We start from the raw sequence: 14,845 nt of genomic DNA, 5'->3' as shown, positions 1-14,845 counted from the left end.
CGCCTACGACACCCCGCCCAGGACGCCCCACCGGGATCCGTCCGGCCGGGGCGGGCCCGCCCCGGCGGCGCACCCGCGCCGCGGCGGGGCCGTGCCCGCGGTACCTCGCCCCCGCCCACGAAGCCCAGGAAGGTACGACCCGCATGAGCGCCAACGGCCCCGACCGCCCCCGACTCGACGCGCTGGAGGGCGGGCTGCTGCGCCACGCAGGCCTGGCCGACTGCGCCCTCGTCCCCGGCGGCGGGGACGGCGGTGGGGACGGCGACGGGGAGGGCGGCGGTGCGGGCGGCGGCGGGCTGACCGCCTACCTCGTGCCCGCCGACGACCGGGACCCGGCCGCGCTGCGCCGGCTGGCCGCCGCACACCTGCTGGAGGAGGCGCCCGGCGCCGTGATCCGGCTGGTGGACGGCATCCCGCGCACCGCCGACGGCCGGCCCGACGCCGCCGCCCTCGCCGGCGCCCTCGACCCGCGCGAGCGGCCCCGGCCCGCGCGCCGCCACCTGGGCGAACTCTCCCGCCACTGGCGCCCGTTCACCGCCGCGGCGGCGCCCGGGCCGGCACCGCGGTCCGAGCCCGGGAGCGGGAGCGGGGCCGGGCCCGGGGCCGGGGGCGAGCCGGCCGTCGCCGCCGGGCCGCCGCCGGCCGTGCCCGCCGACGGCCCCGCCGACCTGCCCGAGGCCCTGCTGCGCGCCGCCCGCCGGCACCCCGGGCGCGGCCTGCACCTGGTGCGCGCCGACGGCACCACCGCCACCCTGCGCTACCCCGAACTGCTGGACCGGGCGCTGCGCGTGCTGACCACCCTGACCGAGGCGGGCCTGCGCCCGGGCGACCGCGCGATCCTCCAGGTGCCCGACCTGGAGGAGTACTTCCCCGCCCTGTGGGCCTGCCTGCTGGGCGGCCTACTGCCGGTCACGGTGGCCCGCCCGCCCGGCTACGACCACCCCAACCCGGTGCTGGACAAGCTGGTCAGCGCCTGGGAGACGCTGGAGCACCCGCCGGTGCTGGCCGCCGGGGACGCCGTGGCCGGCCTCGCGGGCATCGCCGCCCTCCACCCGCAGGCCGCCGGGCTGCGGGTGGTCCCGGTGGACCGCTGCGCCCGCACACCGCCGGCCGCACCGCACGGGGCGAGCGGGGAGGTGGCGATCCTGCAGCTGTCCTCCGGCTCCACCGGCCGCTCCAAGGCCATCCAGATCAGCCACCGGGGCATCCTGGAGTACGTCGCGGGCGCCCGCGAGCACGGCTACGACCCCGGCGACGCCACCGTCAACTGGCTGCCGCTGGACCATGTCGCGGGCCTGCTGATGTTCCACCTGCGGGACGTGGTCGCGGCCTGCGACCAGACCCACATCCCCACCGAACTCGTCCTGGCCGACCCCCTGTTGTGGCTGGACACGCTGGAGCGCCAGGGCGCCGCGCACTCCTGGTCGCCGAACTTCGGCTACCGGCTGGTCGCCGAGGCGCTGCGCGCCGCCCCCGGGCGGCGCTGGGACCTGTCGGGCGTCAAGTCCCTGATCAACGCGGGCGAGCAGTGCACCGAGGGCGTCGCCGACGAGTTCCTCGCCCGGCTGGCGCCCTGCGGGCTGCGGCCCGAGCACCTGCTGCTCGGCTGGGGCATGGCCGAGACCTGCACCATCATCACCTACAAGCGCTACGGCGAGGCGGGCGCCGTCCAGCTGCTGGCCACCGACTCGCTCACCGGCGAGCTGCGCCCGGCCGCGCCGGACGCGGCCGGGCCCGTCACCCGCTTCCTGTCCATGGGCCGCCCCGCGGCCGGCGCCCGGCTGAGGGTGGCCGACGACCACGGCACCGTCCTGCCCGAACTGCGCATCGGGCGCCTGCAGGTCTCCTCCGGGCGGGTCACCCCCGGCTACCTCAACAACCCGCAGGCGGACCGGGAGTCCGCGACCGCCGACGGCTGGTTCGACACCGGGGACCTCGCCTACCTGCGCGACGGGGAGGTGATCCTGACCGGCCGCCGCAAGGAGATCATCATCGTCAACGGCGTCCACCACTTCTGCCACGACCTGGAGGACGTGGTGTCCGCCGTCGACGGGGTGCTCTCCGGCCACGTCGCCGCCTGCGGGGTGCCCGACGAGCGCAGCGGCAGCGAGCAGTTGGCGGTGTTCCTGGTGCCCGCGGCGGGGGCGGGCGAACCGCACGTGCTGGCCGGTGCCGTGCGCGCCGCGCTGGCCGGGCGGTTCGCGCTGTCGGCCGCCCTGGTGCTCCCGGTGCCCGCCGCCGACTTCCCCCGCACCACCAGCGGCAAGATCCAGCGCACCGCCCTGCGCGAGCGGCTGCTCGCCGGGGGGTTCGACGAGTCGATCGCCCGGCTGGACCTCGCCGAGGGCAACGCCCGCACCGTGCCGGACGTGGTGCGCACCGCGGCGTGGGAGCCGCGGCCCGCGCCGGCCGGGCCCGCGCCCGTGCCGCAGGAGGCGGTCCTGCTGGTGGGGCCCACCGGGCCGGGGACCTTGTCGGACGCGCTCGCCGCGGTGCTGCCGCGGGCCGTGCAGGCCGGGCAGGGCGAGGCCTTCGCCCGCGCCGGGTCCGGCTACCTGCTCGACCAGCGGCGCGCCGAGGGCTGGGCCGAGCTGCTGGAGCACCTGGAGGAGTCCGGTCTGCGCCCGCGGCGGGTGCTGCACCTGTGGGCGCAGGACGGCGGGCCGGATCCGGTGCTGTGCGGGGAGGCGCTGCTCGGCCTGGCCCGGGTGCTCGCCCGCCGCTACAGCGCCGGGCCGCAGGGGGTGGAGCTGACCACCGTCAGTGCCGGCCTGCACGCCCTGGCGGACGGCGAAGTCCCGCGGCCGGCGGCCGCGTTGAGTGCCGCGCTGGCCGGGGCCGTGCGGGCCGAGCAGCTGCTCGGCGCGGCCCGCCACCTGGACCTGCCCGCCGGGGCGGCGGCGGACGACCGGGCCGTCGAGGCCGTGCTGGCCTTCCTCGCCGATCCGCGGCGCGAGCCGGAGGCCGCGTGGCGCGAGGGGCGGGCCCACGTGCCGCGGCTCGGCCTGCCGCCGGCGCCGGGCGACGGGCCGTCGTGCACCCTGCTCTCCCCCGGCTCCCGCTGGCTGGTCACCGGCGCCCTGGGCGGCGTCGCCGGCGAGCTGCTGCCCGAACTGCTGCGCCGCCACGGCCTGCGGCTGCTGCTCGTCGGACGCGGCGACCCCTCGGGGGACGGCCCCGGGGCGGCGCGCCGGCGCTCGGCGCTGGAGCGGCTGGCCCGGGCCGGCGGCCGGGTGGACTACCGCACGGCGGACGTGACGGACCGTCAGGCCGTGGCGGCGGTGGTCGCGGAGGCCGAACGGGGCTGGGGCGCGCCGCTGCAGGGCGTGCTGCACCTGGCGGGCGACTACCGGATCGGCCTGCTGGAGGGGCTCGGTGCGCAGCAGTGGCGCGAGGCGGTGCGGGCCAAGACCGAGGGCACCGATGTGCTGGCCGACCTGGTCCGGGTGCGCCCGGGGGCCCAGTTCGTCGGCTTCTCCTCGATGATCGGCTTCCAGGAGGTGGTCGGCTCCGCCGCGTACGCGGCGGCCAACCGGTATCTGGAGGCGGCCGCCGAGCGGTTGCGCCGGGAGTGCGGGGTGCCCGCCTGGACGGTGTCCTGGGGGCTGTGGAGCGGTGTCGGGATGAACCGGGAGACCTCCCACGACGAGGGTGCCGCCGAGCGCGGGATCGCCGTGTTCGACGCGGCGCAGGGGCGGCGGCTGGCCGGTGCGCTGCTGGGCGGCGCTCCGGGGCACTACTTCGCCGGTCCTGACGCGGCCCGGCCCGCCGCGCGGCGCCGGCTGCTGGCCGGCGAGCCGCGGCTGATCGACGAGGAGCGGCTGATCGACGAGGAGCGGGCGGCGGGCGGGTCGCGGGCGGCCGCGGCGCCGGCCCCGGTGCCGGCCGTGGCGGGGCCGGGGGCGGGCGAGTTGCGCCGCGCCGTGCTGGAGGCCTTCGAGGCCGTCCTCGGCGAGAGCGTCGACCCCGGTCGGGCCTTTCACGAACTGGGCCTGGGGTCGGTGCAGTTGATGCGGGTGCATGCCGCGCTGGCGGCCGGTCCCGCGCCGGGGCTGGCGCAGACCGCGCTGTTTCGCCATCCGACCGTGGACGCGCTGGCGGCCCACCTGGCGGGCGGCGGGCCGGAGCCGGTGCGCCCGGCCGGCGCCGTCGACGCCGAGCGCGGGGTGCCGGCCGACCGGCGGGTGGCCGTGATCGGCCTGGCGCTGCGCCTGCCGGGTGCGGACACCCCCGAGCAGTACTGGCGGAACATCGTGGACGGCGTGGTCAGCACCACCCGCTACACCCCCGGGCAGCTGGCCGCGGCCGGCATCCGGGCCGAGGAGTACACCCACCCCGACTTCGTCCCGGTCACGGCGCCGATCGCCGACATCGGCCACTTCGACGCCGAGGCGTTCGGGATCAGCGCCGCCGAGGCCGCGCTGATGGACCCCCAGCAGCGGCTGCTGCTGGAGACCTGCGCCCGGGCCCTGGACGAGGGCGGCTACGGCGACAGCCCGCCCGACACCCGCATCGGCGTGTTCGCCGGCACCGGTATGACGCTGTACTCGCTGCGCACCTACCTGCAGCAGGCCGTCGGCGCGGCGGCCGACCCGGCCCGGCCGGTGGAGGCGCTGCAGGTCGCGATCGGCAACCAGGCCGACTTCGCCGCCACCCGGGTCGCCTACCGGCTCGGCCTGACCGGTCCCGCCGTGGGCGTGCAGACCGCCTGCTCCACCTCGCTGGTCGCCGTCCACCTGGCCGTGCAGTCGCTGCTCACCGGCGACAGCGACCTCGCCCTGGCCGGCGCCGCCGCGCTGCACATCCCGCAGGCCGCCGGCTACCGCTACCAGGAGGGCTCGATCCTGGCGCCCGACGGCGTCTGCCGGGCCTTCGACGAGCGGGCCGGCGGCACGGTGGGCGGCAACGGCGTGGCCGCCGTGCTGCTCAAGCGCCTGGACCGGGCGCTGGCCGACGGCGACACGGTGCACGCGGTGATCCTCGGCTCGGCCGTCAACAACGACGGCGCGGGCAAGGTCGGCTACACCGCGCCCAGCGTGGACGGCCAGGCCGCGGTGGTCGGGCGGGCCCTGGACGTGGCGGGCGTCGCGGCCGACAGCATCGGCTACATCGAGGCGCACGGCACCGGGACCCCGCTCGGCGACCCGATCGAGGTCCAGGCGCTGACCCGCGCCTTCCGGGCCCGCACCGGGGCGGTCGGGTTCTGCGCACTGGGCTCGGTCAAGCCCAACATCGGGCACCTGGACACCTGCGCGGGGCTGGCCGGCCTGATCAAGGCCGTCCTGGCGCTGCGCCACCGGACCATCCCGCCGCTGGCCAACCTGACCCGGCCCAACCCCGCGCTCGGCCTGGCCGACAGCCCCTTCGTGCTGAGCGCCGCGGGCGCGCCGTGGCCGGACGGCCCCGCCCCGCGCCGGGCCGGGGTCAGCGCGCTGGGCGTCGGCGGCACCAACGCCCACGTGGTCCTGGAGGAGGCGCCCGCACCCCGCGCGCCCGGGGCCGGCGGCCCGCCGGCGCCCGCCCTGCTGCCGCTGTCCGCGCGCAGCCCCCGGGCACTGGCCGAACTCGCGGGCGCCGTGGCCGAGCGGCTGCGCACCGACCCGGCGCCCGGCCCCGGCGACCTGCTGCTCACCCTCGGCGCCGGACGCCGCGCGCTGCGCCACCGGCTGGCCGCCACCGGCACCGGGGCGGGCGAACTCGCCGAGGCGCTGGAGGCGTTCCGCGCCGGACGGGCCTCGGGCCCCGCGCACAGCGCGCGCGACGCCGGGCGCAGCGTGCAGGCCCCGGTGCTGCTGTACACCGGGCAGGGCTCGCAGTACCGGGGGATGGCCGGCGGGCTGTACGAGGCGTACCCGGTGTTCCGCGGGGTGCTGGACGCCTGCGAGCGGCTGCACCGCGAGGCGTGGGGCGAGTCGCTGCTGGAGCTGCTGCTGGAGCCGGGCGGCGCCGGGGGCGGGGGCGGGCGGGAGGTGTGGAGTACGGAGGCGGTGCAGCCGGCGCTGTTCGCGGTGCAGGCCGCGTACACCGCGCTGTGGGAGGAGTTCGGGGTGCGGCCGGCCGCGGTGGCGGGGCACAGTGCGGGCGAGTACGCGGCGGCCTATGCGGCCGGGGCGTTCTCGCTGGCCGACGGGCTGTTCCTGGCGGGGGTGCGCGGGCGGCTGATGCACCGTTCGACCGAGCCGGGGGCGATGACGGCGGCCGCGGCGTCCGCCGGGCGGCTGGCCGGGCTGGAGCGGTGGCTGCCCGGGGTGGACCTGGCGGTGGTGAACGGCGCCGGGCAGTGCGTGCTGGCCGGGCGGCCGAAGGACGTGGCCGCGGCGGAGGCGGTGCTGGCGCTGGAGGGGGTGTCCACCGACCGGCTGGCCGCCGACCGGGCGTTCCACTCGCGGCTGATGGAGCCGGTGCTGGAGGCGCTGCGCGGGCGGTTGGAGCAGATCGCCTTCCGGCCGCTGCGGGTGCCGCTGGTGACCAACCTGGGCGGCGCGGTGCTGGCGGCCGGCACGGTGCCCGAGGCGGGGCACTTCGTGCGCCAGACGCGGGAGACGGCGCGTTTCGACCAGGTGCTGGCGACGCTGGACGGGCTGGGCCACGGGCTGTTCCTGGAGGTCGGCCCGCACCACACGCTCAGCGCCCTGGGGCGCCGGGAGCTCGCGCAGGCGGTGTTCGTGCCGAGCGGGCGGCGCGGGCGCTGCCCCGAGCGGCAGCTGCTCGGGGCGCTCGGCGCGCTGTGGACGCACGGCGCGGCCGTCGACTGGGCCGGGGCGGCGGCCGCCCGTACCCGGCCGGAGGGGCCCGCGCGGCGCGTCCCGCTGCCGGGGCGGCCGCTGCACCGCACGTACCACTGGTTCACGGCGCCCCAGGCGCCACCCGAGGCCGGGGCCGGGGCCGTGGCCGTGCCCGGGTCAGGGGCCATGCCGATGTCCGTCGTGGAAGCCGATCGCACCGTTCTGGAGGAGACCGTCATGACCGACACCCCCGCGCCGGAGCCGGCGCAGCAGGCGGCGGGCCTGGTCCTTCGCCGGGTCGTGGAGCAGACCGCGCGCCAACTGGGCGTGGCCGAGGAGGCGGTGGGTGCGCAGGACCCGTTCTTCGACCTGGGTGCCGACTCGCTGTCGATGATCAACATGATCCGTGACCTGGAGCGGGCGTTCCGGGTGCGGGTCTCGATGCGCGAGCTGTTCGAGGACGCGGACACCCCGGCGCGGCTGGCGGGGCTGATCGTGGAGCGGATGGACCCGCAGGCGCTGGCGGCGCTGGTGCCGGCGCCCGAGCCGGCCGCGGCGGCCGTTCCGGTGGCTGCTGCGGCGGCCGTTCCGGAGCCCGCGGCGGCGACTGCCGTGCCCGCGGCGGCGGTCCCGGCTGCGGCGGTCCCGGCTGCGGCGGTCGCGGTGTCCGTCCCGGTGCTGCCGGCGGCGGGGGCGCCGGCCGGGGCGGCGCTGACCGGTGAGGCCGGGGCGGTGATCGACCGCCAGCTCGCCCTGCTCGGCCAGTTCTCGGAGCTGATGTCCCACCAGCTCGGCCTGCTCGCCGGCGCCGCCCCGGGCGCCGCGGCCCCGGCCCTGCCCGCGGCCCCGGCCCTGCCCGCCGCCGTCCAGCCCGCCGCCGCCCCCGTCCAGCCGGCGACCGGCGGGCCCGTCCCCGCCGGGCCCGCCGCCGCACAGGCACCGCAGGCACCGCAGGCACCGCCGGCACCGCAGGTGCACGGCCCGCGGGTGAGCGTGGCGCGGGACTCCGGGATGGCCGCCGGCGGTCTGAGCGGCGAGCAGCGCCGCCACCTGGACGACCTGGTCGGGCGGTTCACCGCGCGCACCGCCGCGTCCAAGGCCCTCACCCAGCGCCACCGGCGGGTGCTCGCCGACAGCCGGGCCGTGGTGGGCTTCCGTTCGGCGACCAAGGAGATGCTCTACCCGATCGCGGCCCGCGGCGCGCACGGCTCGCGCCTGGAGGACATCGACGGCAACTCCTACGTCGACATCACCATGGGCTTCGGGGTGCTGCTCTTCGGCCACGAGCCCGCCTTCGTCCAGGAGGCCGTGCGCGAGCACCTGGGCGGCGGCCTGCGGCTGGGCCCGCGCGGGCAGGAGACCGGCGAGGCCGCCGAGCTGCTGGCGGAGCTGACCGGTACCGAGCGGGTCGCGTTCGCCAACTCCGGGACGGAGGCCAACGCCGGGGCGATCCGGCTGGCCCGGGCCCACACCGGGCGGGACAAGATCGTCATGTTCGAGGGCTCGTACCACGGGCACTTCGACCACACCCTGGGCCGCCCGGTGGGCCACGGCGCGGACCGCGAGACGGTCCCGGTGTCGATCGGCATCCCCGGCAGCGCGGTCGCCGACCTGATCGTCCTGAAGTACGGGGACCCGCAGAGCCTTCGGGTGATCGACGAGCTGGGCGATCGGATCGCCGCGGTGCTCGTCGAGCCGGTGCAGAGCCGCCACCCCTCCCTGCAGCCGGCCGACTTCGTGCGCGAGCTGCGCGAACTGACCGCCCGCCGGGGCATCGTGCTGGTCTTCGACGAGATGCTCACCGGCTTCCGCCCGCACCTGCGCGGGGCCCGCGGCTTCTGGGGCGTGGAGCCGGACCTGTCGACGTACGGCAAGGTCCTCGGCGGCGGCTTCCCGATCGGCGCCATCGCGGGGCGCGCGGCCGTGATGGACGGCATCGACGGCGGCTTCTGGCAGTACGGGGACGCCAGTTACCCGCCCAACGACACCACCTTCTTCGGCGGCACCTACATCCAGCACCCGCTGTCGATGGCCGCCTGCCGCGCGGTGCTGCGGCACTTCAAGGAGCAGGGGCCCGGCCTGCAGGAGCGGCTGAACGCCCGCACCGGCGAGCTGGCCGCCACCCTCAACGGCTTCTTCGCCGAGGAGGAGTTCCCGCTGTCGCTGGCGCACTTCGGCTCGCTGTTCCGCTTCGAGCCGCGCGCCGACATGGAGCTGCTCTTCCACCACCTGCTGGTCAAGGGCGTCTACGTGTGGGAGTGGCGCAACTTCTTCCTGTCCACCGCGCACTCCGACGCCGACGTGGAGTTCGTGGTCGACGCCGTCCGCGACTCGCTGCGCGACATGCGCCGCGGCGGGTTCTTCCCCGCCACCCGCGCGATACCCGTCCCCGGCGTGCCCGCGCCGCGCCGCGAACTGCCCCGGCCCGGCACGGCGGTGGGGCCGGCGGGCGCCGCGCAGCCGCAGCCCGCCGCCCCGATGCAGCCCGCTCCCCCGGTGCCGCCCGGCGATCCGGACCGCAAGGTCGACTTCAGCCTCTACTTCTTCGGCGACTACCCGCTGGAGACCGCCCCCGAGGACCGCTACCGGATCGTCCTGGAGAGCGCCCGCTTCGCCGACCGCAACGGCTTCCACTCCCTGTGGCTGCCCGAGCGCCACTTCCACTCCTTCGGCGGCATCTTCCCCAACCCCTCGGTGCTGGCCGCCGCCCTCGCCCGCGAGACGACGCGCATCCGCCTCAACGCCGGCTGCGCGGTCCTGCCGCTGCACCACCCCGTGCGGGTCGCCGAGGAGTGGTCGGTGGTGGACAACCTGTCCGGCGGGCGGGTGGGCCTGGGCTGCGCCAGCGGCTGGCACCCCAACGACTTCCTGTTCTTCCCCGACCGCTACGGCACCCACAAGCAGCTGATGCACCAGCAGGTCGACACCATCCGGGCGCTGTGGCGCGGCGAGCCCTACCGGGGGCGCAGCGGCAGCGGCGAGCCGATCGAGGTGCACCTGCACCCGCGGCCGCTGCAGGAGCTGCCGCCGATGTTCACCGCGATCGTCGGCAATCCGGACAGCTTCCGCGAGGCGGCCCGCCACGACCTCGGGGTGATCACCAACCTGATGACCCAGAGCGTCGAGGAGCTGGCCGCCAACATCGCCCTGTACCGGCGCACCCGGGCCGAGCACGGCCTGGATCCGGAGGCGGGGCGGGTGGTGGTGCTCGTGCACACCTACCTCGGGGCCGACCTCGCCGCCGCCCGCGCCCAGGCCTACCGGCCGTTCTGCTCCTACCTGCGCTCCTCGCTGTCGCTGTTCGGGCAGGTCGCCAACAGCCTGGGCCTGACCCTGGACTACGAGAACACCCCCGAGGAGGACCTGGAGTTCGTGCTGGAGCGCGCCTACGGGCGCTACTGCGCGTCGCGGGCGCTGATCGGCACCCCCGACAGCGTCCGGGAGGTGCTGGACTCGCTGCGCGCCGCCGGCGCCGACGAGATCGCCGCGTTCGTCGACTTCGGCCTGGCCCCCGACCTGGTCGCGGCCGGGCTGCCGCACCTGGACGAGGTGCGGCGGGCCAGTGCGCAGCCGCGCGAGCGGCGCGCGCCGCTGTCCTACGCGCAGCAGCGGATGTGGTTCCTGCACCGGATGCTGCCGGACAGCTCCCGCTACAACGAGGTCAAGGCGATCGCCCTGGACGGCCCGCTGGACGCGGTCGCGCTGGGCGGCGCGCTGCAGGCCCTGGCCGAGCGGCACCCGGTGCTGCGCACGGTCTTCCGCGAGCAGGACGGCGAGCCGTACCAGGTGGTGCTGCCCGCCGCCGCGGTCCTGCCGGGCGTGGAGGACGCCCCGGCGGGGCTGGACGGGCCGGAGGCCGTGCGGGCGCTGGTCGCCGAGGAGGGCGCGCACCGCTTCGACCTGGCGGCCGGTCCGCTGCTGCGCGCCCGGCTGCTGCGCCTGGGCGAGGAGCGGCACGTCCTGGTGCTGTCCATGCACCACATCGTGATCGACACGCTGTCCGCGGTGGTCGTCACGCGGGAGCTGGGCGGGCTGTACCGGGCGGCCCTGGCCGGGGGCCGGGCCGACCTCGCGCCGCCGGCGACGACGTTCGCGCGGTTCGCGGCGCGCGAACGGGCGCTGGTGGCCGAGGGCGCGCTCGACCAGGACCTGGAGCACTGGCGCAAGGTCCTCGGCGGGCGGCTGCCGGTGCTGGCGCTGCCCACCGACCGACCCCGCCCGGCCCTGCCGGACGGGCGCGGGCGCGCCTTCGTGCGGCTGCTGGACGGGGAGTTGTCCGCGGGGGTGCGCGAACTGGCCCGCTCGCGGCGCTCGACCCTGTTCATGGTGCTGCTCACCGCCTTCGCCGGGGTGCTGCAGCGCTTCAGCGGCCAGGACGAGATCGTCCTGGGCACGCCGGTGGCCAACCGCGACGAGGACTGCGAGGACCTGGTCGGGTTCTTCGTCAACACGCTCGCCCTGCGTCTGGACCTGTCCGGGGAGCCCGACTTCGAGCGGCTGCTGGCCCGGGTGCGGGCCACCGCCCTGGACGCCTTCGAGCACCAGCGGCTGCCCTTCGAGGTCCTCGTGCAGGAGCTGAACCCGCCGCGCGACACCAGCCGCAACCCGCTGTTCCAGGTGATGGTGGAGTTCGAGAACCACGCGCTGTTCGAGCTCGACCTGCCGGGCGTGCAGGCCCGTCCGCTGGACGACGTCGTCGACAAGGCCGGCTTCGACCTCACCCTGTTCCTCACCAACCTGCCCGAGGGCATCCGCTGCCACGTCGAGTACGCCACCGCCCTGTTCGACCAGGAGAGCGTGGAGCGGCTGCTGGGCGCGTTCGAGCGGCTGCTGGCCGCCGCGGTCGCCGACCCCGCCCGCCCGGTGGCCGAACTGCTGCCCGGCGCGGGCGAGATCACCGCCGGGGTGCGGGCCGACACCCCCACGACGCGCGAGCGCCTGGCGCGCACCGCGGCCGAGCACCCCGAGCGCACCGCCGTCCTCACCCCCGACGGCGTCGCCGTCTCCTACGGTGAACTGGCCGAGCGGGCGCAGCGGTTGGCCGCCCGGCTGGCCGGTGCCGGGGTCCGCGCCGCCACCCCCGTCGCGACCCTGCTGCCGCGCGGCGCCGACCAGGTCGCCGCGCTGCTGGCCGTCCTGCACCTGGGCGCGGTCCATGTGCCGATCGACCCGGTGCACGGCGCCGAGCGCTGCCGGCTGATCGCCGCGGACAGCGGTGCGCCCGTCCTGCTCACCAGCGCCGCCACCGACCGGCTGGGCATCGCGCTACCCGCCGTCCTGGCCGACGACGACGGCCCCCTGGCGCCCGCGCCGCCCGCGGTCGACCCCGACCCCGAGTCGCCCGCCTACTGCCTCTACACCTCCGGCACCACCGGCCGGCCCAAGGGCGTCCTGATGCCCTACCGCGGCCTGCACGCGCTGATCGACTGGAACACCGACCGGCACCCGCCGCTGCGCACCCTGCAGTACGCCTCCTGCGGGTTCGACGTCTGCGTCCAGGAGGTGCTGACCACCCTCGCCGGCGGCGGCACCCTCGTCCTGGTCGACGAGGAGACCCGCTACGACGCCCACGCCCTGGCCGGGTACATCCGGCGCACCCGCACCGAGCGCCTCCACCTGCCGCACACCACCCTGACCGGCCTGCTCGACGCGCTCGCCCAGGCCCCCGTGCCCGACCTGCGCGAGATCGTCTCCGGCGGCGAGCAGCTGCTGCTCACCCCCGCCCTGCGCGACTTCCTGCGCCGCCACCCGCGGTGCCGGCTGTTCAACCACTACGGGCCCACCGAGACCCACGCGGTGACCGCCGCCGAGCTGTCCGCCGACGGCCCCGACCACGCCCCGATCGGGCGCCCGGTGCCCGGCAGCCGCATCCAGCTGCTCGACGGCGCCGGGCGGCCCGTCCCGGACGGCGCGGCGGGCGAGATCCACGTCCTCGGCGCGCAGGTCGCCCTCGGCTACCTGGGCCGCCCCGAGGAGAGCGCCGCCGTGTTCGCCCCCACCCCGCACGGCCTGCGCTACCGCACCGGCGACCTCGGGCGGCTGCGGCCCGACGGCTCCCTGGACTACCTCGGCCGCATCGACGAGCAGGTGAAGATCCGCGGCTACCGGATCGAGCCCGGCGAGGTGGAGAGCGTGCTGCGCACCGTCCCCGGGGTGCGGGGCGCGGCCGTCGCCGCGCAGAGCGGCCCGCAGGGCACCGCGCTCGCCGCCTACGCCGTCCTGGCCGAGGGCACCGGGCTGGCGCAGGTGCGCGACGCGCTCGCCGACCGGCTGCCCGAGCACATGGTGCCCCGGCTGTGGGCGCGGGTGGAGCACGTGCCGCTGACCCGCAACGGCAAGCTGGACCGCGGCGCGCTGCCGCCCGCCGAGCCGCTCGGCGCCGGCGCCGACACCGCGCCCGCAACCGGGCTGGAGGAGCTGCTCCAGCGGCTGTGGGCGCAGGAACTGGCCGTCCCCGCACCGGGGGTGGAGAGCTCCTTCTTCGATCTGGGCGGGCACTCGCTGGCCGCCACCCGCCTGCTCAACCGGGTCCGCGAGGAGGCCGGGCTGGAGATCGGCGTCCTCGACTTCTTCCGCCGCCCCACCATCCGGGGCATGGCCGAGCGCGCCACCGCCGCCGCACCGGCGGCCGAGGCCTACGAGCGGGGCGAGCTGTGAGCGCGCCGCAGGAGCACTGGCAGCGGCTGCTGCGGCTGCTCGACGAGCGGGAGGTCGTGCTGTCCACCCGCGGCGAGCGCCTGGAGTACCTCGCCCCGCCCGGCGCGATGGACGCCGAACTCCTCGCCCTGGTCAAGGGGTCGCGGGGCCGGCTGCTCGCCGCCCTCACCGGTGCGGGGGCCGCCGAGGCGTCCGCGCCGGCCGGGATCGCCCAGGCCCGGATGCACCGCGGGCACGGGCGCGCCGCCGACCCGAGCCTGTGGAACATCACCCAGCGCCTCACCCTGCGCGGCCCGCTCGAAGCCGGGCGCCTCCGGCAGGCCCTCACCGCCCTCACCGTCCGCCACGCCAGCCTGCGCACCCGCTTCACCGCCACCGAACTCGGCCTGCTCCAACAGGTCCTGGCCGCCCCCGCCGCGCTGGCGCTGCCCGTCACCGAGGCGTCCGGCGACCCGGGCGCCGTGGAGGCCGCCACCCGCGAGGAGGCCGGCACCCCCTTCGACCTCGCCGCGCCCCCGCTGCTGCGCGCCCGGCTGCTGCGCCAGGGCCCCGAGCACCACACCCTGTTGCTGACGGTCCATCACATCGCCCTGGACGGCTGGTCGCTGGCGACCCTGCTGGACGACCTCGGCGCGCTCTACCGGGACCTCGACGCCCCGCTCGGCGATCCCGGCTCGATGACCGAACACGCCTGCTGGGAGCGGACGGTGGTGACCAGGCAGGCGGTGCGCGAGGCCACCGCCCGCTACGCCGAGCGCCTCGCCGGGCTGCCCCTGACCGTGCACCTGCCCACCGACCGGCCCCGCCCCGAGCAGCGCTCCGGGCGGGGCGCCATCGCCCACTTCACCCTGGCGCCCGACCTCACCGCGGCCCTGTACCGCTGTGCGGCCCGCCGCTCCACCACCCCGGCCGCCGTGGTGCTGGCCGCTCTGGGCGACCTGCTGAACGACCTCACCGGCGCCGAGGAGAGCCTGGTGATGCTCTCCACCGCCAACCGCCGCCGGCGCGAGCACGAGCGGGTGGTCGGCCTGCTCAGCACCAACCTCCCCGTCCGCCTGCCGCACCGCGCCGACGGCGGCTTCCCCGCCCTCGTCGACCGCGCCGCCCGGGCCCTGGCCACCACCCTCGACGACGCAGACGTCCCCTTCGGCCTGGTCACCGAGGACCTGCGGGAGCTGGGACTTGCCCTGCCCCCCTCCTTCCCCCAGCTGATGCTCGTCGTGCAGAGCACCCCCGCCACCGCCCTGGACCTGCCCGGCCTGGACGTACGGATCGAGGACATCGAGGGCAACGGCGCCCGCGCCGACCTGATGCTGATGCTCACCCCCCACGAGGGCGCCCTCGCGGGCCTCGCCGAGTACGACACCGACCTCTTCGACGAACCCACCGTCCGGGGCTGGCTCGACACCCTCGTCACCCGCCTGGCAAAGGAGCTCCCCGCCCTGGCCTGACCACCCCCGGCC

At 77.4% G+C, this 14,845-nt stretch carries 2 protein-coding genes; both read left to right on the top strand.

Annotation, left to right across the window (positions count from 1 at the left end; genetic code table 11):
* The first annotated feature begins 143 nt into the window (after positions 1 to 143).
* Entirely contained in the window at positions 144 to 13,382 is a 13,239-nt protein-coding gene (locus ACGFZP_RS21050) for a MupA/Atu3671 family FMN-dependent luciferase-like monooxygenase (RefSeq protein ID WP_392935061.1), read from the top strand.
* Positions 13,379 to 14,833, top strand: coding sequence for a condensation domain-containing protein (locus ACGFZP_RS21045; protein WP_392935058.1), 1,455 nt, complete (start codon positions 13,379 to 13,381; stop codon positions 14,831 to 14,833). The genes ACGFZP_RS21050 and ACGFZP_RS21045 overlap by 4 nt, the downstream gene beginning before the upstream one ends.
* The last annotated feature ends 12 nt before the right edge of the window (positions 14,834 to 14,845 follow it).

The sequence above is a fragment of the Kitasatospora sp. NPDC048239 genome (genome assembly GCF_043202015.1).
Taxonomy (GTDB): Bacteria; Actinomycetota; Actinomycetes; order Streptomycetales; family Streptomycetaceae; genus Kitasatospora.
This window is presented reverse-complemented; position numbering and strand designations above follow the sequence as displayed.

Excerpts from the sequence above, each read along its gene's own strand:
- ACGFZP_RS21050 (WP_392935061.1), top strand. The coding sequence starts at position 144 with ATGAGCGCCAACGGCCCCGACCGCCCCCGACTCGACGCGCTGGAGGGC.